The 19,026-nt window shown below is 62.2% G+C and carries 15 protein-coding genes; 10 read left to right on the top strand and 5 right to left on the bottom strand.

The annotated features are described in order from the left end of the window. Nucleotides 1-10: 10 nt before the first annotated feature. The 6 genes from F1002_RS15940 (at nt 11) to clpB (ending at nt 9,858) form a co-directional block, all read left to right on the top strand. The gene (locus tag F1002_RS15940) at nt 11-739 is read left to right on the top strand and encodes a DUF2189 domain-containing protein (RefSeq protein WP_150430035.1); all 729 of its coding nucleotides are present in this window, start codon (nt 11-13) and stop codon (nt 737-739) included. A 53-nt stretch (nt 740-792) separates the two neighbouring features. Next, nucleotides 793-2,379, top strand: coding sequence for a peptide chain release factor 3 (locus F1002_RS15935; RefSeq protein ID WP_150430034.1), 1,587 nt, complete (start codon nt 793-795; stop codon nt 2,377-2,379). Then, nucleotides 2,380-2,832, top strand: coding sequence for a molybdopterin synthase catalytic subunit MoaE (moaE, locus tag F1002_RS15930; protein ID WP_150430033.1), 453 nt, complete (start codon nt 2,380-2,382; stop codon nt 2,830-2,832). It begins immediately after the preceding gene. Nucleotides 2,833-3,226: 394 nt separating this feature from the next. Further along, the gene (locus F1002_RS15925; RefSeq protein WP_150430032.1) at nt 3,227-4,861 is read left to right on the top strand and encodes a methyl-accepting chemotaxis protein; all 1,635 of its coding nucleotides are present in this window, start codon (nt 3,227-3,229) and stop codon (nt 4,859-4,861) included. Between the two features lie 177 nt (nt 4,862-5,038). Beyond that, nucleotides 5,039-7,144 carry an EAL domain-containing protein gene (locus F1002_RS15920; RefSeq protein ID WP_150430031.1) on the top strand — a complete coding sequence of 702 codons (2,106 nt, stop codon included), beginning with the start codon at nt 5,039-5,041 and terminating at the stop codon, nt 7,142-7,144. Between the two features lie 131 nt (nt 7,145-7,275). After that, complete coding sequence (gene clpB / locus F1002_RS15915) at nt 7,276-9,858, top strand: ATP-dependent chaperone ClpB (RefSeq protein ID WP_150430030.1); 2,583 nt, start codon at nt 7,276-7,278, stop codon at nt 9,856-9,858. Between the two features lie 69 nt (nt 9,859-9,927). Here clpB and F1002_RS15910 read toward each other — a convergent pair whose 3' ends face one another. Further along, nucleotides 9,928-10,230, bottom strand: a complete 303-nt coding sequence (locus tag F1002_RS15910) for a DUF2502 domain-containing protein (protein ID WP_150430029.1) — start codon at nt 10,228-10,230, stop codon at nt 9,928-9,930. 87 nt (nt 10,231-10,317) lie between these two features. Between F1002_RS15910 and F1002_RS15905 the strand changes: the two genes are divergently transcribed. Then, nucleotides 10,318-11,097, top strand: a complete 780-nt coding sequence (locus F1002_RS15905) for a DUF1684 domain-containing protein (protein ID WP_150430028.1) — start codon at nt 10,318-10,320, stop codon at nt 11,095-11,097. Nucleotides 11,098-11,139: 42 nt separating this feature from the next. Here F1002_RS15905 and F1002_RS15900 read toward each other — a convergent pair whose 3' ends face one another. Further along, nucleotides 11,140-12,270 (bottom strand): aminotransferase class V-fold PLP-dependent enzyme, encoded by a 1,131-nt coding sequence (locus tag F1002_RS15900; protein WP_150430027.1) that lies wholly within the window; start codon nt 12,268-12,270, stop codon nt 11,140-11,142. 311 nt (nt 12,271-12,581) lie between these two features. Between F1002_RS15900 and F1002_RS15895 the strand changes: the two genes are divergently transcribed. Together F1002_RS15895 and F1002_RS15890 are read left to right on the top strand one after the other, a co-directional pair. After that, nucleotides 12,582-13,871, top strand: a complete 1,290-nt coding sequence (locus F1002_RS15895) for a Glu/Leu/Phe/Val dehydrogenase (protein WP_150430026.1) — start codon at nt 12,582-12,584, stop codon at nt 13,869-13,871. A 61-nt stretch (nt 13,872-13,932) separates the two neighbouring features. Next, nucleotides 13,933-14,142 (top strand): DUF3460 family protein, encoded by a 210-nt coding sequence (locus F1002_RS15890; RefSeq protein WP_150430025.1) that lies wholly within the window; start codon nt 13,933-13,935, stop codon nt 14,140-14,142. Between the two features lie 96 nt (nt 14,143-14,238). Here the strand turns inward: F1002_RS15890 and F1002_RS15885 are convergent, their stop codons facing one another. Beyond that, entirely contained in the window at nt 14,239-16,956 is a 2,718-nt protein-coding gene (locus F1002_RS15885) for a bifunctional acetate--CoA ligase family protein/GNAT family N-acetyltransferase (protein ID WP_150430024.1), read from the bottom strand. 90 nt (nt 16,957-17,046) lie between these two features. Further along, on the bottom strand, nt 17,047-17,454 hold the full coding sequence (locus F1002_RS15880; RefSeq protein WP_150430023.1) for an OsmC family protein: 408 nt from the start codon (nt 17,452-17,454) through the stop codon (nt 17,047-17,049). Between F1002_RS15880 and F1002_RS15875 the strand changes: the two genes are divergently transcribed. Further along, nucleotides 17,453-17,992 carry a bifunctional 2-polyprenyl-6-hydroxyphenol methylase/3-demethylubiquinol 3-O-methyltransferase UbiG gene (locus F1002_RS15875; RefSeq protein WP_150430022.1) on the top strand — a complete coding sequence of 180 codons (540 nt, stop codon included), beginning with the start codon at nt 17,453-17,455 and terminating at the stop codon, nt 17,990-17,992. The genes F1002_RS15880 and F1002_RS15875 overlap by 2 nt on opposite strands. Here the strand turns inward: F1002_RS15875 and mnmH are convergent. After that, complete coding sequence (gene mnmH / locus F1002_RS15870) at nt 17,965-19,026, bottom strand: tRNA 2-selenouridine(34) synthase MnmH (protein ID WP_150430021.1); 1,062 nt, start codon at nt 19,024-19,026, stop codon at nt 17,965-17,967. The two genes, F1002_RS15875 and mnmH, sit on opposite strands and share 28 nt — an antisense overlap.

The following is a 19,026-nucleotide window of genomic DNA, read 5'->3' as shown; positions in this document are numbered from 1 at the left end:
CGGAGACGCCATGACCGCCCAGCCGCTCGATCTCGATACCCTCTTCGACGCCCTGGCCGAAGGTTGGCGGCTGGCAGGCGAAACGCGGGGAACCAGCATGGCCTACACCGCGATCTTCGTGTTGCTTGGCGCCGCTATCATCGGCGGTCTGCTGGCCCGCGGCTGGACCCCCTTCGTCATTGCCGCAGCGGGTGCCTTCATGCTGGTCGGGCCGGCCATCCTGGCGGGTTTCTTCGGCATTGCCGGAGATCACACGGCGGGAAAGGGGGCGGGTTTTTCATCGGTTGCCGCCGGGTTTTCCGGTGCCAGCCGCGCCATCTGGGCACTGGCCCTGGTCTGCGGCCTGCTGTTCATGATTTTCGTGACCGATGCGGCCATTCTCTACGCCTACATGATCGGCGACGTACCCGTCTGGCTGGGCGAACTGTTGCCTGCCTCGGCCAGCGTTGCTCGTTTCGTGCTGTGGTCTTCGCTGTCGGGAGCGGTGGTTGCCTTCCTGCTCTTCGCCATATCGGCCTTTGCGGTGCCGCTTTTGTGCGAGCGGCGGGTCGGGCTGGTCGAGGCGGTGGTGACCAGCGTCCGCGTCGTCTTCGGCAATTTCTTCACGACCATGGTCTGGGCCGTACTGCTGTCGGCGACGGTGATCGGCAGCATCCTGGTTTTGCCGCTGCTGTTGCTGACCTTGCCATGGCTCGCCTACACCAGTCGGGCGCTCTATCGGGTCGCGCTGCCGGTCTGAGGAGCTTGCCGGACCGGGTATAATGAGCGGTTTTCCGCATTCTTCCGCTCACCGTGTCCGCTCTCGACCAAGAAATCTCCCGCCGTCGCACCTTCGCGATCATCTCCCACCCCGACGCCGGTAAAACGACGCTGACCGAAAAACTGCTGTGGTTCGGCGGCGCCATCCAGGTGGCCGGCGAAGTGCGCGCCCGCAAGGCATCGCGCCACGCGACCTCCGACTGGATGGAGCTGGAGAAGCAGCGCGGCATCTCGGTGACCTCGTCGGTCATGCAGTTCCCGTACCGCGAGTGCATGATCAATCTGCTCGACACGCCGGGCCACGAGGACTTCTCGGAAGACACCTACCGCACGCTGACGGCGGTCGATTCGGCGACCATGGTCATCGACTCGGTCAACGGCGTCGAAGCGCAGACCATCAAGCTGCTCAATGTTTGCCGCATGCGCGATACGCCGATCCTGACCTTCATCAACAAGCTCGACCGCGAAGGCAAGGAGCCGATCGATCTGCTCGACGAAATCGAGTCGGTGCTCGGCATGCAGTGCGCCCCGATCACCTGGCCGATTGGCATGGGCAAGCGCTTCCGTGGCGTTTATCACCTGTACGACGACACCATCGCCTTCTTCGACCCGCAGGCCGAGAAGGGCACAGCGGAAATCATCAAGGGGCTGGATAATCCTCGCCTGGATGAACTGATTGGCTCCCAGGCTGACGAATTGCGCACCGACATCGAACTGGTGCGTGGTGCGTCGCATCCGTTCGACGCCGACGCTTACCTGAGCGGCAAGCAGACGCCGGTTTTCTTCGGTTCTGCGGTCAACAACTTCGGCGTACAGAGCCTGCTCGACGCGGTGGTTGAATTGTCGCCGGCGCCCAAGGCACGGCCGGCCCTGGCCAAGGGCGAGAGTCGCGAGGTGGCCCCGAACGAAGGCAAGTTCTCCGGCTTCGTGTTCAAGATCCAGGCCAACATGGACCCCAAGCACCGCGACCGCATCGCCTTCCTGCGCGTCTGTTCCGGCCGCTTCGACCGGGGCATGAAGGTCAAGCAGGTGGCGACCGGAAAGACCCTGTCGATCAACAATGCCATTACCTTCATGGCGCGCGATCGCTCCACTGCCGATGAGGCGTGGTCGGGCGACATCATCGGCATCCCCAACCACGGCACCATCCGCCTCGGCGAAACCTTCACCGAGGGCGAAGACCTGCGCTTTACCGGCATTCCGTCCTTCGCGCCGGAAATGTTCCGCCTGGCGCGTATCGGCAACCCGCTGAAGATCAAGCAACTGCAGAAAGGCCTGCAGCAGCTGGCCGAGGAGGGGGCGACCCAGTTGTTCCGCCCGATTTCCGGGTCCGACATGATTCTCGGCGCGGTTGGCGCACTCCAGTTCGACGTGGTTGCCCACCGTCTGGAGCACGAATACGGCGTACAGGTCATTTTCGAGAGCTACAACTGTTCGACGGCGCGCTGGATCACGGGCGATCCTGCCGAACTGCGCCAGCTTTCAGACCGCTACAGCGCCAACGTCGCGCTCGACGGTGCCGACGATCCGGTCTATCTGGCGCCGAACAATGTCTATCTGAACATGGTCAAAGAAAAGTATCCCAACCTGCGCTTCCTAGAAGCGCGTGAGGTAGCCTAAATGACTGTTCGGGTTCAGGAAGCGGATTTCGATACCGGTGCCGAATTGGCTGCGCTGCGTGCCGGCGATGCCCGTGTTGGCGCGCTGGCCAGCTTTCTCGGCCTGGTTCGCGACCTGAACGATGGTGCCTCGGTGTCGGAGATGACGCTCGAGCACTATCCCGGTATGACCGAGAAGGCGCTGGAGGAAATCGTTGCCGAGGCCAGGGGGCGCTGGGAAATCTACGACGCGCTGGTCATCCACCGCGTCGGGCCGCTCAAGCCGTGCGACCAGATCGTGCTGGTTGCCGTGACCAGTGCGCATCGCGGCGAGGCTTTTGCGGCCTGCGAGTTCATCATGGATTACCTGAAAACCCGTGCGCCGTTCTGGAAAAAAGAGGCGACTGCCGACGGCGGGCGCTGGGTCGATGCCCGCGAGACTGACGACAGCGCAGCGGCACGCTGGGAAAAATGAAGTAAAGCCAGCCGATAGGGCAAGGCGCGCTCAGCGCCTGCCCCAGGTCGCGCTTGCTGCCCGGTACATTGACTCCCGCCTGCGACAGCAGCGAAGTCGTACCGCTATCGCCCTGCTGCAGCATGGCGAGTGGCAGGTGCCGCAGTTTGATAAGTTGCTGGTCGCTGAAACTTGATCGTAAATTTATCGACTCGCATGAATACCGTCCGGTAGCGGAATTTCCGATACCGGACGGATAGGGACTGTTCCCGCCAATTCCAAGCAGCCGACAACAATCCGACGCCGATTTGATATTCCGTGGGGATTTGCGCCCCGGCTTGTGCTACATTGTCACGTAAAACTAATATTTTTGACATTTGTATCAAGTCAATTCAACATCAAAAAGGAGAGCAAGATGTCTGGCCCGGGAGTAACACTGCGCACCAAATTACTGGCCATGACAGCCACCACGATTGTGGCGCTGGCCGCACTGTTCGTTCTGCTGCTGATCAACGAGAAGAGTCAGATGCTCGAAGACCGACAGGCAAAAATACGAAATCTGGTCGAGGTTGCTCATGCCACTGCTGCCCACTTCGAAAAGTCGGCACGTGATGGCCAGATATCGATGGACGAGGCCAAACAGCGTGCTGCTGCCGCCATTCGCAACATGCGCTACGACAAGGTCGAGTATTTCTGGATCAACGACCTGCAGGACATGATGATCATGCATCCGATCAAGCCCGAGCTTGAGGGGAAAAAGCTGGATCAGCTGAAAGACAAGAACGGCAAGCTGCTGTTCCTCGAGTTCAACAAGGTCGTCAAAGCCAGCGGCGCCGGTTTCGTCGATTATCAGTGGCCGAAGCCGGGCTCCGACGAGGGCGTTCCCAAGATTTCCTACGTCATGGGTTTCGCCCCCTGGGGCTGGGTGATCGGCTCCGGCATTTATGTTGACGACGTGGATGCCAAGTTCCGTACCGATGCTATCGAGCTTGGTCTTCTGGGTTTGCTGATCAGCGGCTTCATCGCCATCTCCTTGACGATGTTGTCGCACAACATCGTCAAGACACTGGGTGGCGATCCGTCCCTCGCGTCGGCTGTCACCCGGCGTATCGCCAGCGGCGACCTAGCCACCCCGGTGGAGTGCGGTGCCAACGACCAGACCAGCTTGCTGGCCAACATCCGCTCCATGCAGGAAACGCTGCGCAACATGATCGCCAGCATCGTCAACAATGCCGAACAGGTCGCCAATGCCGCCGACCAGCTGCTTCACGCCTCCGAAGCCGTTGCCGACCGCGCCAGCCAGCAAAGCGATGCAGCCTCGTCAATGGCGGCCTCGGTGGAAGAAATGGCCGTCAGCATCGATCAGGTCAAGGAAAATGCCGCCGAAGCCCACGGCATCTCGCAGACGGCCGGTTCGCTATCGCAGGAAGGCGCGGCGGTGATCCATCATGCCGCCAGCGAAATGCGCAAGATTTCCGAAGCGGTACAGTCCTCCTCGCAAATCGTCGAAGAATTGGGACGGCAATCCGACCAGATCACGTCCATCGTCAATACCATCAAGGAAATTGCCGATCAGACCAACCTGCTCGCCCTCAATGCCGCCATCGAAGCGGCACGTGCCGGCGAACAGGGACGCGGCTTCGCGGTCGTCGCCGACGAGGTGCGCAAGCTGGCCGAGCGCACCAGCCTGTCGACCACCGAGATTGCCGACATGGTTTCCAAGATACAGAACGGCACACGCAATGCGGTCGACAGCATGCAGGCCGGGGTGGCACAAGTGACCAATGGTGTTGCGCTGGCCAATCAAGCTGGGGAGTCGATCAATCAAATCCGCGACGGCGCCTCCCGCGTCACGGACGTTGTGAACGGCATTTCCGAGTCGATTGCCGAACAAAGCATGGCCGGTAACGATATCGCCCAGAAGCTGGAAACCATTGCCCAGATGTCCGAGGAAAGCGCCCTGGCGGTCCGCCAGACCTCCGATGCCGCACGGCACTTGCAATCGCTGTCCGCATCGCTCCACCAGACGGTCGCCCGTTTCCGGACCTGACCGCGACCGGGCTCCGGTGCCAACCGGAGCCCGGCTCGATTTGCGGAATTGAATGATTTGCTGCCCTGACCGGCGGACAAATGCTGAGGCGGCTATCGGCCGTCGCCGGGTAGTGACGAGCATGTGGTTATTTTCTAATTTTCATATATCCTGAATGAATGGTACGCAGGGGGGGTCATGAAAATTCTTGCGGCTTTCCCGGGCGTCGTCGTCAGATCGCTGGATAGGGTGGTGTCCTCATACACCATGCGGGCCATTCGCGAAGGCTTGCTGTGGATTGTTCCCTGTCTTCTGGTTTCGGCCACTTTTCTGCTTGCGGCAGCGGTTTTCAGGATGCTGGCGGCTCCTCCGTCGCTGATTCGGGCCGCAGAAGCACTACATCGCGAGATGAGCGGCGTGCTGCCTTTCCTGGTTGCCGCGTCGATTGGCTACATGATGTCGATCCACTATCGCTTGCCGCGCTTGCCTGTCGCCTTCCTGTGCTTTTTCTATGTCGTCATCGCCGCCTCAATGTTGAAGGGGCATCCGTGGGCGGCGTCCACTTTCATCCTGTTTATTGCCATTGCTTCGCCCCTGGTCAACCTGCCGATCATGGACTGGCTACACCGGAGGAAATGGACCCAGATCGCCGGTGCCGATCTGGCCGGCGACAACGTGCGCGATTCGCTCAATCTGATCATTCCCGGCGTGCTGACAGCCATCCTGCTTGCCCTCAGCCTGTATCTGCTGCTCCTCACGCCCATGCTCGGCTACATGGATCGGCCGCTGCAGCTATCTTTCCTGGATAGCCCTTACCTCAGCGGAATTGCCGTGTCCGGGCTGAACTCCCTGCTTTGGTTCTTCGGTATCCACGGTTACTACGCCTTGCAGCCCGTGTTCGATGTGCTGAACCAGGCGGTGGCAATGAATGCCGTCGATGTTCAGGGGGGCGGCACCGGCTCCTGGGCGCTCAACAGTTCTTTGCTCGGGGCCTTCGTCTTTATCGGCGGCAGCGGCGCCACCTTTTCGTTGCTGGTCGCCATTCTGCTGTTTTGCCGGCATCGCACTTTGCGCCTGCTGGCCTGGGCGAGCCTGCCGATCGCACTGCTCAACGTCAACGAAATTCTGCTCTTCGGTCTGCCCATCATCCTCAATCCACGTCTGGCGCTGCCTTTCTTCTGTGCGCCCATGCTTAACGTGACCCTGGCTTTGGCGGTGACCAGGGCGGGTTTGATCGCGCCGGTAGTCGATAGCCTGCCGCTCAATTCGCCGGTGTTGCTGAATGCCTACCTGGCGACCGGGGGCGATTATTCGGCGGTATTGCTGCAGCTTGGCCTGCTTGCGCTGGGGGTTTTGGTTTATGCGCCGTTCATCCGCGCAATCGACGTTTTGGGGCGCGAGGAGTCGACCATCCGGGTGCGTTCCCTCGACACCACGTTCACGCAGCTTTACGAAGAGGCCAGCCTTTACGCCAACGACCCGGTGGTATTCGCTCACAGCTTCCGCAAGATGCAGCGCGAGCAGCGCGACCGTATCCGTGAGATCAGCGAATACGAGTTCTATCTTGAGTATCAGCCGCAAGTCGCGCTGGGCAGCGGCTTGTGTACGGGTTGCGAATCATTGCTGCGTGCCCGCGATCGGCAAGGGCGCAGCCAGCAACCCTGGGAGTTCCTGCAGTGGCTGGAGCGGACCGGGCTGATGAAGGATCTCGATATCTGGGTCGCCGCCGAAGCGGTGCACCAGGTCGAGCAATGGCGCGGCGAGGGATTCGTCATTCCGGTGACGATCAACGTCACGGGCTATTCGCTGGTCGATGCCGAGTATTGCGACAGGCTCGTGCGTCTTGTTGCCAGAGGGGCGGGGCAGATTTCGGTGGAGATCACGGAGCAGACCCTGGTTGGCGATATCGAGCGTATTCGCGCGGCGATCGACGAGTTCCATCGAATTGGCGCGCGGGTTTATATCGACGATTTCGGCACCGGCTACTCGTCGTTTAGCTATCTGCACCAGTTCGACATCGACGTGATCAAGATCGACCGCAGTTTCGTCGTCGCGCTGGACAGCACTCGGGGTCGGGAGACGATGCTGGGTCTCCTGCGCTTTGCCGAAACCTTGGCGCTGGATGTGGTTATCGAAGGCGTCGAGAGCGAAGCCCAACTGCAGGTATTTGCCGGGCAGGACGAGCTGGTCATTCAAGGCTGGTATTTCAGCAAGTCGCTGGCGGCCGACCAACTGGTCGAATTCGCCAAGGCCAGGCAGGCGGCGAGTGCTCGCGGCGAAGTCATCGTCGCGCGGAGTTGCTGAGCCGGCGCATGGCATCTACCCCCGACCGACCGGGAGGGGGATGGAAAACAAGGTTTTTTTACCGGCTTGTTGAAATTCTGTCGTGGCGCCCGCATCTGCTGGCTATCGAAATTTTCCCGTGAAGGACCATCATGCGTCTCGACAAGTTCACCACCAAGTTCCAGCAGGCTTTAGCCGACGCCCAGAGCCTGGCGATCGGCGGCGACCAACAATTCATTGAGCCGCAGCATTTGCTGTTGGCCTTGCTGCAACAGGATGATGGCGGTACCGCGTCGCTGCTTGCGCGGGCTGGCGTGAATGTTCCGGGCCTCAAGCGCGATCTGGAGCAGGCGCTGACCCGCTTGCCCAAGGTCGAGGGTCATGGCGGCGACGTCTCGGTCGGTCGCGACCTGAGCAACCTGCTCAATCTGACCGACAAGGAAGCCCAGAAGCGCGGCGACCAGTTCATCGCCAGCGAAATGTTCCTGCTCGCCCTGTGCGACGACAAGCACGAAACCGGGCGCATCGCCAGGCAGCACGGCCTCAGTCGCAAGTCGGTCGAGGCCGCGATCATGGCCGTGCGCGGCGGTCAGGGAGTGGATTCGCAGGAGTCGGAAGGGCAGCGCGAATCGCTGAAAAAGTATTGTATCGACCTGACCGAGCGCGCCGCGCAGGGCAAGCTCGACCCGGTGATCGGTCGTGACGATGAGATCCGCCGCGCCATCCAGATCCTGCAGCGCCGCACCAAGAACAACCCGGTGCTGATCGGCGAACCGGGCGTCGGCAAGACGGCCATCGTCGAAGGCCTGGCCCAGCGCATCGTGAACGAGGAGGTGCCGGAAACCCTCAAGGGCAAAAAAGTCCTGGTCCTCGACATGGCTGGCCTGCTGGCCGGTGCAAAGTATCGCGGAGAGTTTGAGGAACGCCTGAAGGCGGTGCTCAAGGAAGTGGCGCAGGACGAAGGTCGCATCATCCTGTTCATCGACGAAATCCACACCATGGTCGGCGCCGGCAAGGCCGAAGGCGCCATCGACGCCGGCAACATGCTGAAGCCCGCCTTGGCGCGCGGCGAGTTGCATTGCATCGGCGCCACGACGCTCAACGAATACCGCAAATACATCGAGAAGGATGCAGCGCTGGAGCGCCGTTTCCAGAAGGTGCTGGTCGACGAGCCGAGCGTCGAATCGACCATCGCCATCCTGCGCGGCCTGCAGGAAAAGTACGAGCTGCACCACGGCGTGGACATCACCGACCCGGCCATCGTGGCTGCCGCCGAGTTGTCGCAGCGTTACATCACCGACCGTTTCCTGCCGGACAAGGCCATCGACCTGATCGACGAGGCTGCCGCCCGTATCAAGATGGAAATCGATTCCAAGCCCGAGTCGATGGACAAGCTCGAACGCCGCATCATCCAGCTCAAGATCGAACGCGAGGCCGTCAAGAAGGAGAAGGACGAAGCCTCGCAGAAGCGCCTCGGCTTGATCGAGGATGAAATCGCCCGTCTGACCAAGGAATACTCCGATCTGGAGGAAATCTGGAAGGCCGAGAAGTCGGCTGTGCTCGGTTCCGCGCAGATCAAGGAGGAAATCGATCATCTCAAGGCCGACATCGCCAAATTCCAGCGCGAAGGCAAGCTGGAAAAGGTCGCCGAGCTGCAATACGGCAAACTGCCGCAGCTCGAGGCGCAACTGAAGAGCGCCGAAGCGGCCGGCGATGGCGCGCAGCAGAAAAACAAGCTGCTGCGCACTCAGGTCGGTGCCGAGGAAATCGCCGAAGTGGTATCGCGCGCTACCGGCATCCCGGTCAGCAAGATGATGCAGGGCGAACGCGAGAAGCTGCTCAACATGGAGGACCGCCTGCACAAGCGGGTAGTTGGCCAGGATGAAGCCGTGCGTCTGGTCGGCGACGCGATCCGTCGCTCACGCGCCGGTCTGTCCGACCCCAATCGCCCCTACGGCTCCTTCCTGTTCCTCGGCCCCACGGGCGTCGGCAAGACCGAGCTGTGCAAGGCGCTGGCCGAGTTCATGTTCGATTCGGAGGAACACCTGATCCGCATCGACATGAGCGAGTTCATGGAGAAGCACTCGGTCGCCCGCCTGATCGGCGCGCCGCCGGGCTATGTCGGCTACGAGGAGGGCGGTTACCTGACCGAGGCCGTCCGTCGCAAGCCGTACAGCGTGATCCTGCTCGACGAGGTCGAAAAGGCACACCCGGATGTCTTCAACGTGCTGCTGCAGGTGCTGGACGATGGCCGGATGACCGACGGTCAGGGACGTACCGTGGATTTCAAGAACACGGTGATCGTCATGACCTCCAATCTCGGCAGCCAGATGATCCAGCAGATGTCGGGCGACGATTACGGCGTGATCAAGATGGCGGTGATGGCCGAGGTGAAGACCTACTTCCGGCCCGAGTTCATCAATCGGATCGACGAAGTGGTGGTTTTCCATGCGCTGGACGAAAAGCACATTGCCGGCATCGCGAAGATACAGCTCGGCTACCTTGAAAAACGGCTGGCACAGCTCGAAATGGGCATCGTGGTCGATGACAGCGCGCTGTCCGAACTGGCGCTGGCCGGTTTCGACCCGGTATTCGGTGCTCGCCCGCTCAAGCGCGCCATCCAGCAGCAGATCGAGAATCCGCTGGCCAAGGCCATCCTGGAAGGGCGGTTCGGCGCCAAGGACACGATCCGTGTGTCCTGCGAGAACGGCATCATGCGCTTCAACAAGGGCTGATGCCTGAGCAAGGGGGAAGCGCGGTCTTTCGGCCGCGCTTCCCTCAGGTTTCCGGTGTTGTTGCGGCGTTCAGCAATTGCCCTTCTTGGCCTGGCCCGGCGGGCAATGGCCGCCACCCTGATGGGGAACGCCGTTGTTGCCGCGACCGGTGTAGTATTTTTCGCCACGCGGGCCGTTGTGCTGACGCCAGTAGTCGGGATCGCGGTATTCGTAGCCGTCCCAGTAGTAGCCGCGCGTATCGCGACTGCCGAAGGTGACGGTCACACCGCCGGGGCCTTGCACGCGGACGTTGCCGACGTTGACATTGACGTCGACGGCATAGGCGCAAAGGGAAGCGGTACCGATCAGTGCCGCCAGGATGATGTTTTTCATGAAGCGCTCCTCGTTTTGTCGTGATGGTTGTCAGGTTAAGCGAATAACGAATCGAAGCGGGTGCAGAAAACAAGGGAATTGTAATCAATGGTAAATGATCTCCAAGCTTGGCAACGTGAGCGCCAGGACGAACTGGCCGCGCCATCCAGCTGGCTGGGGCTGATCGGCTTGTTCTGGCTGCAGCCGGGCATCAATCGCGTCGGTTCCGCCGAGGAGAGCGAGGTGCTCCTGCCGGCGGGTCTTCCCGAGCAGGGGAAAATCCTCTGGGAGGCCGGGGAGGCGGTCTGGCAGCCGGCCGACGGGCCGGAGCAGATTTTGAAGACGGACCTGGACGGTGCGCCGACGGTGGTGGATATCGGCCATCTTTCGTTCTTCGTCGTCGATCGCGAAGGGCAACTGGCGGTGCGCTTGCGTGACCGCGAATGGGCGCGCAGCGCACCCTTTGCCGGGCTGGCGTATTTCCCTTTTGATGCTGACTGGGTAGTCGATGCCGCTTGGGAGGTCATCGATCCGCCGCTGGTCATGGAGGTGCCCAGCGTGACCGGCGATCTGAAGACGGTCAGCGTTTCGCACCGCGCCGTATTCGAGCATGCGGGCCAGGCAGTGGCCTTGCTGCCGATGTCGGTGGGCGGGCACGAGGTCTTTTTCGTGTTTCGCGACCGTACCAGCGGCAAGGAAAGCTATGGCGCCGGGCGATTCCTGAAGGCACCGGTGCCGGAAAACGGTCGTATCCGGCTGGATTTCAATCGCGCCTACAATCCTCCCTGCGCCTTTACGCCCTTTGCAACCTGCCCCTTGCCGCCACCGGAAAACTGGCTGTCGCTCGAGGTGCGGGCCGGCGAGAAAAAATACGCCGGAAAAGCCTGATCGGTTCGAAGGAAGCGCGGGGTGAACCGCGCTTCCTTTTTGTCAGCCGGGGAGTGAGTCCAGCGCCCTGGCGAGATGGGCGACGGTTCGTTCCGGATGGTGCAGCTTGTCGAGACCGAACAGGCCGATCCGGAAGCTGCGGAACGCAGGCGGCTCATCGCATTGCAGCGGAACGCCGGCAGCCGTCTGGAAACCCCCGGCGATGAATTTCTTGCCCGACTGGATGTCCGGGTCGGTCGTGTAGCTGACGACGACGCCGGGTGCCTTGAAACCGTCGGCCGCGACGCTGGGGAAGCCGCGGGATTCGAGGAGTTCCCGGACTTGGCGGCCGAGTTCGTGTTGTTCCCGGCAAACCTTGTCGAAGCCGTAGGCTTCGGTTTCCAGCATGACATCGCGCACGACCGCCAAGGCATCGGTTGGCATCGTGGCATGGTAGGCATGGCCGCCGTTTTCGAAGGCTTCCATGATCTGCAGCCATTTTTTCAGATCGCAGGCGAAGCTGCTGCTCGTCGTCTCGTCGATGCGGGCACGGGCGCGTTCACCCAGGGCGATCAGGGCGCAGCAGGGCGAGGCGCTCCAGCCCTTCTGCGGGGCGCTGATCAGGACGTCGACGCAGTTGGCGGCGATGTCGACCCAGATGGTTCCGGAGGCGATGCAATCGAGCACGAACAGGCCGTCAACCTCGCGCACCGCTTCGCCGACCGCCTTGATGTAGCTGTCGGGCAGGATCATGCCGGATGCCGTTTCGACGTGCGGTGCGAAGACCACGGCCGGCCGGTGCTGGCGAATGGCCGCCACCACTTCCTCGATGGGGGCCGGGGCAAAGGGTGCCTGATCGCCGTTGCCGACCTGGCGTGCCTTCATCACGATGCTTTCGGCGGGAATCTTTCCCATCTCGAAAATTTGCGTCCAGCGGAAACTGAACCAGCCATTGCGGATAACCAGCACTTTCCGGTCGTTGGCGAACTGGCGGGCCACGGCTTCCATGCCGAAGGTGCCGCTGCCGGGGACGATGACGGCCGAGTGCGCGTTATAGACCTTTTTGAGCAGGCGCGAGATGTCTTTCATCACCCCTTGAAAACGTTGCGACATGTGATTCAAGGCGCGGTCGGTATAGACCACCGAATATTCAAGCAGGCCATCGGGATCGGGGTGGGGCAGCAGGGCGCTCACGTTTGTCTCTCTCCGGTTGTTGGGTGAAGTGCCAAAGCATAACCCTGGGCAGGTGGCTGTGCCAATCATGGGAAACAAAAGGCGAATATTCCGGTCATTGCCAAGTATTCGACAGGGCGCCTTGTGTTGTTCACGATCCTGCTTGTCCGGTACGGCAACAAGGGGAGCATGCCCCAGCGGGATCGGGTGGCGGCTGCCGGTTTCCATGTCATGCGCAGACGGTTATCCTGTGTGTTCCGGGCCATTACCCTTGCCGGGGCGGCCGGCGGCAATACCGCCCTGATGACGCTGAGTGCATGAAAGGTGTAGCCATGACACAAAACCATACCCAACTGCCTTCGTATATTTCCGCCGAGAACATCGGCCCCTGGCGGATTTTCCTGCATCAGGTCGAACAGGTGGCGCCCTTGCTCGAGCCGGCGTTGCAGCCCTGGGTCGAGACGCTGCGCCGACCCAAGCGTTCGCTGATCGTCGATGTGCCGATTCGCCTCGATAGCGGCGAAATCGCCCACTTCGAGGGGTACCGCGTGCATCACAATACCTCGCGCGGGCCGGGCAAGGGCGGCATCCGTTATCACCAGGATGTGACGCTGTCCGAGGTCATGGCCCTGTCCGGCTGGATGACCATCAAGAACGCCGTGGTCAACGTGCCTTTTGGCGGCGCCAAGGGTGGCATCCGGGTTGATCCGCGCCAGCTCAACGCATCGGAACTGGAGCGCCTGACCAGTCGCTACACCAGCGAGATCAGTTCGATGATCGGCCCGGACAAGGACATTCCGGCGCCGGACATGAACACCAATGCCCAGACCATGGCCTGGATGATGGATACCTACTCGATGGGCGAGGGGCGCACCGTGACCGGCGTCGTGACCGGCAAGCCGCTGGAGCTGGGCGGTTCGCTCGGGCGGCCGGATGCGACGGGGCGCGGTGTCTTCGTCTCGGCGCGCGAGGCGGCGCGGCGCATCAATCTGCCGATCGAAGGGGCGCGGGTGATCGTTCAGGGTTTCGGCAACGTCGGCGAGGCGAGCGCCCGGATGTTTGCCCAGGCCGGTGCGCGAATCGTTGCCGTCCAGGATGTCAGCGGTACGGTCTACAACCCGGCCGGCCTGGATGTGGCAGCCCTGAAGGCTTTTCATGCAGCCAACGGCACCCTGCTCGGCGCCCTGGGAGCGGAAATGGTGCCCAGCGCCGATTTCTGGGCGCTGCCTTGCGAGTTCCTGGTGCCGGCGGCGCTCGAGTCGCAGATCAATCGTTACAACGCCGAACAGGTCACGGCGCGGATCGTCGTCGAAGGCGCCAATGGCCCGACCACACCGGAAGCCGAGGCCATACTCGCCGAACGGGGGGTGATGGTTGTTCCCGACGTGCTGGCCAATGCCGGCGGGGTTACGGTGAGCTATTTCGAGTGGGTTCAGGATTTCTCCAGCTTTTTCTGGAGCGAAGAGGAAATCAACGCCCGCCTCGACCGGATCATGACCGAGGCCTTTGACGCCATCTGGCAACTGGCCGCTGAGCGCGGCTTGTCGCTGCGCACGGCGGCATTCGTCATCGGTTGCAGTCGCGTGCTGGCGGCGCGGGCGACCCGTGGTTTGTACCCCTGAGCGCCAATACCGCATGCTAGAATTGCGGGATTGTCTTGTTTAGCTTGAGGAATGTCGCGAAATGGGTGACGTCAATACCACGTACACGTCCGATCATCAGGATTGGATGAACGAAATGCTTGCCAAGAACCCGGAATGGGTCGAAGACCAGAAGGCCGGCCGCGCCCTGTGGTGGGACAAGAAGCAGGATGTCGATACCTCGGCGCGCAATGCCGCTTCCAAGGTTCCGCAGAAATCCTACCCGTACGACGTGAATTTCTTCGGCGAATAAGCGCTACGAAAAACACCACGATCTTCAAGCAAAAAGCCGGTCATCGACCGGCTTTTTTCTTTGGCGCGCTCCGGATGTGTCCGGAGCAATTCAGGGTCAGCCCGTCAGCGGCTTGACCACGCGCTTGACGGCGGTGTCGTCCGGATGCGGGTGGATGGTGAAGCCGAGGCTGGTCATCAGGCGGAACATCTTGGCGTTGGTCGACAAGACGTCGCCGACCACGGCACGGTAGCCCTTCATGCGGGCGCATTCGATCAGTGCCGTCATCAGCTTGCGGCCGACACCGCATTTCTGCCAATCGTCGCCGACCGCGAGTGCGAATTCGACCGACTCGCCATCCGGGTTGACCACGTAGCGGGCAACACCGATCTGGTGGTCGTAGGGTTCGACGCCATCGACGTTGTCCTCGAGTTCCTTGGTGATCGTCGCCACCAGGGCCATTTCACGGTCATAGTCGATCTGCGTGAAACGCACCAGCATGGTCTGGGTCAGTTCGCGCAGGGTGTCCATGAAGCGGTAGTAGCGCGATTCGTCGGACATGTTCTTGACGAATTCCTGCTCCATGTCGGCATCTTCCGGACGGATCGGGCGGATGGTGACCACCTGGCCATCGTTCATCTGCCATTCCTGGATCAGATGCACCGGGTACGGGTAGATCGACATGTGGGCGTAGCGGTCGCCGCTCGCACTGGCAGCGTGGTCGATGACGATACGGGCATCGGCAGCGATGGCACCGTTTTCATCGACGATCAGCGGATTGAGGTCGAGCTCCTGGATCCACGGCAGTTCGCAGACCATTTCCGAGATGCAGAGCAGCACTTCCTTGATCGACTCACGGTCGGCCGGCGGCATGTTGTGGAACTGGCCGAGGATCTTGGCGGCACGCGTCGAGTCGATCAGGTCCTTGGCCAGGAAGCGGTTGAGCGGCGGCAGGGCAACCGAGCGGTCGGAGAAGATCTCGACGTCGAAACCGCCGGCACCGAAGGTGATGACCGGTCCGAAGATCGGGTCGCGGAAGACGCCGATCATCAATTCGCGGCCGTTCGGGCGCGACAGGAAGGGCTCGATCGAGACGCCGTTGATCTTGGCGTCGGGCCGGCGCTTCTTCACGGTGTCGATGATGTCGTGGTAGGCGTTGCGCACGGCCGGCGCGTTGCCGATGTTGAGGCGCACGCCGCCGGCATCGGATTTGTGCGGCAGGTCGGGCGAATCGACCTTCATGGCGATCGGGAAGCCGATCTGCTCGGCCAGCAGCAGCGCTTCGGTGGCGGTGCGGGCGACCATGGTCTGCGCCACCGGCACCTTGAAGGCGCGCAGGATGGCCTTTGATTCCATCTCGGACAGCACCTTGCGTCGTTCGGCGAGCAGCGCCTCGATCAGCATCTTGGCGCCTTCGGCTTCCGGGCGGCCGTGCTGGCGAGTCGGCTCCGGCGTCTGCAGCAGCAGTTTCTGGTTGCGGTAGTACTTGGAGATATGGTGGAACAGCTCGATCGCGGTCTCCGGCATGCGGAAGGCCGGGATGCCGTTTTCCTCCAGGTACTTGCGTCCGTCGCGTACCTGCTCTTCGCCCATCCAGCAGCAGATCAGCGAGCGGTTCAGCTTGTCGGCGACCTCGACGATGGCCTGGGCGACGGCCAACGGATCGGTCATCGCCTGCGGCGACAGCATGACCAGCGTGCTGTCCACGTTGGCGTCGTGCGTCACGGCGAGGATGGCGTCGCGGTAGCGCTCGGGTGTCGCATCGCCGCCGATGTCGATCGGGTTGGCGTGCGACCAGTTGGCGGGCAGCGCCTTGTTGAGCACGGCCATCGTTTCGTTGGTCAGTTCGGCGAGCGGGATGCCGAGGTCGCCGGCACGGTCGGCGGCCATGGCGCCCGGTCCGCCGCCGTTGGTGATGATGGCCAGGCGGTTGCCGAGCGGACGGAACTTGGAGGCCAGCGCCTTGGCGGCGTAGAACAGCTGGCCGACGTTCTGCACGCGGACGACACCGGCGCGGCGCACGGCGGCGTCGAAGACGGTGTCGGAGACGGCGGCCATGCCGGAGTGCATGGCGGTCGCAGCGGCACCGGCTTCGTGGCGGCCGGCCTTGAGCAGGATGATCGGCTTGATGCGGGCGGCCGAGCGCAGTGCGCTCATGAAGCGGCGGGCGTTGCGGATACCCTCCACGTACATCAGGATGTAGTGCGTGCGGCTGTCGTAGATCAGGTAGTCGAGGATTTCGCCGAAATCGACGTCGGCCGTCATGCCGATGGAGATCACCGACGAGAAGCCGACGTCGTTGGCCTTGGCCCAGTCGAGCACGGCGGAGCACATGGCGCCGGACTGCGAGACGAGGGCCAGGTTGCCGGCCTTGGCGGTGATCTTGGCGAAGGTGGCGTTGAGGCCGAGTTCGGGGCGGATGATGCCCAGGCAGTTCGGGCCGAGGATGCGGACGTTGTAGGAGCGGGCGATCTCGAGCATCTTGCGCTCGATGGCGGCGCCGATGTGGCCGGATTCGGAGAAGCCGGCGGTGATCACGATCACGTTGCGCACGCCGCTGCGACCGCACTGTTCAATCAGCTGGGGCACGGTCTGGGCGCGGGTGGCGATGACCGCCAGTTCGACCCGGGCGCCGATTTCCTCGATCGACTTGTAGGCCTGCTGGCCCTGGATCGTGTCGTGCTTGGGGTTGATGGCATAGAGCCGGCCCTTGTAGCCCGAGCTCAGGATGTTCTTGAAGATGATGTTGCCGACCGAATTTTCACGGTCCGAGGCGCCGATCACGGCGACGGATTTCGGTTCGAAAAGCGCGGTGAGATAGTGCTGTTCCAACATGGCAAGCCCCTCGTATTAGGCTGTTATTGTGCAGTGCGTCATTTTGTCACAGGCGCCCTGTATTGTCATTGATCAAGATAGGGTTATTGGCTAATTTTCCAGGCTGCAAGCAAGGATCACCGATTGCGACAGAAGGCGGTGGACAGGGCACTTGTTGGCGATTTCCAGCAGGCGTTGGCGCTGTTCGTCGCTCAGTTCGCCTTCCAGGCTGATCCGGCGGCTGATCCGGTCGCGGCTGGCGCCATCGAGTTCGATCTTGTCGTGACTCAACGTGACGCTGATCCGCTCCAGCGACAGGCCTTTGCGTTCGGCATACATGCGCAACGTCATCGAGGTGCAGGCGCCCAGTCCGGACATCACCAGGTCGAAGGGAGCCGGCCCGGCATCGGTGCCGCCCAGGCTTTCGGGTTCATCGGCGAGCAAGCGGTGCTGGCCTGCGGTGACTGCCTGCTGGTATCTTCCCATTCCGTTTTCCGCAACGACCACGATGCCCGACATGCCCATCTCCTCGAATGAAAACCCGACGATCATACCGCCTTCCTCATGGGTGGTGCTGCATGGCGAGCGAATTCCGGCCACCGGGGCGGTGCTCGACCTGGCCTGCGGTAGCGGCCGCCATGCCCGCTGGCTCGCAGCCAGGGGGTATGCGGTGCATGCCGTCGACCGCGATGCGGCGGCTATCGCCGCCCTGGCCGGGGTTCCGGGCGTCGAAGCCCGGCAGCTTGATCTGGAGGGCGATGCATGGCCCCTGACGGGGCGCTGCTATACCGGCATCGTCGTCACCAACTACCTGTGGAGGCCGCGCCTGCCCGATCTGCTGGCCTTGCTGGCGCCCGGCGGCGTGTTGATCTACGAAACCTTCATGTGCGGCAACGAGACCTACGGCAAGCCGTCGAATCCCGATTTCCTGCTGCGGCCCGGCGAACTACGCGAAATTGCCGCTGCCGCCGGTTTGCGGGAAGTGGCTTTCGAGGAAGGCTACACCGACCGCCCGAAGCCGGCCATGCGTCAGGCCGTCTGCGCCGTGCGCGACTGAGCGATGGCGTCGGCCAGCCGGGCGATGCCGGCCGGCGACAGGTCGTCGGTGGCAAAGACTTCCGGGTGCTGCATGCCGGTGAAATTGTGGTGCTGCGAACGGTGGTACAAGGGGTCGTAGTGAAGCTCGAGCAGTTCGCGCACCAGCGCCGGCCAGTTTCCGGCGCTGATCTGGGCATGCCAGTGTTCGAGGGTTTCCCGGCTGTGCTGCGAGCGCAGGATTTCCAGACGTGATGCCAGCAGCGCCGGGTAGCCGAGGAAGTAATCGTAATCCTTGAGCAGGAAGTCGACGCGGGCCTCGAGGGTGGCATCGACCGTCGCACAGTCGCCATGCCGGATGCGCTCGATCAAGGCTTCCGGAACATGCAGGTTGCCGATCTTGCGGCTTTCCGCTTCGACAAACACCGGGCGTTGCGGGTCGAGTCCCGACAGCGACGCCAGCAGCGCCGTTTCAAAGGCTTTCTGCGATGGTTGCGGCTGATCGGGCAGGACGCCGAGCACCGAACCCTTGTGGCTGGCCAGTGTTTCCAGGTCGAGAATCTGTGCGCCCCGCTGGCCCAAGGCTTGCAGGATGCGTGTCTTGGCATTGCCGGTGGCGCCGCAGAGAACGACAAAGCGGTATTGCGCCGGCAAGGCGGCCAGTTGCGCGATGACGTAGCTGCGCCAGGACTTGTAGCCGCCGTCCAGTTGTCCGGCTGCCCAGCCGATGGCGCGAAAGACGGTGGTCATGGAGCCGCTGCGCTCGCCGCCGCGCCAGCAGTAGATCAGCGGCTTCCAGTTTTTGGGCCGATCCAGGAAGCGTTCCTTCAGGTGGCGACCGATGTTCTCGGAAACCAGCGCGGCGCCGATTTTCTTGGCTTCGAAAGGTGATACCTGCTTGTAGAGGGTGCCGACCTCGGCGCGCTGCGCGTCGTCCAGCACCGGGCAATTGATGGCGCCCGGAATGTGGTCTTCGGCGAATTCGCTCGGGGAGCGCACGTCGATGATTTCGTCGTAGGCAGCCAGGTCGGCCACGGTGGGGTTGGGACGTTTCAT

The organism is Dechloromonas sp. CZR5 (genome assembly GCF_008711155.1).
Taxonomy (GTDB): Bacteria; Pseudomonadota; Gammaproteobacteria; order Burkholderiales; family Rhodocyclaceae; genus Azonexus.
The sequence above is the reverse complement of the archived record's forward strand: the minus strand, read 5'-3'. Positions and strand labels throughout refer to the sequence as shown.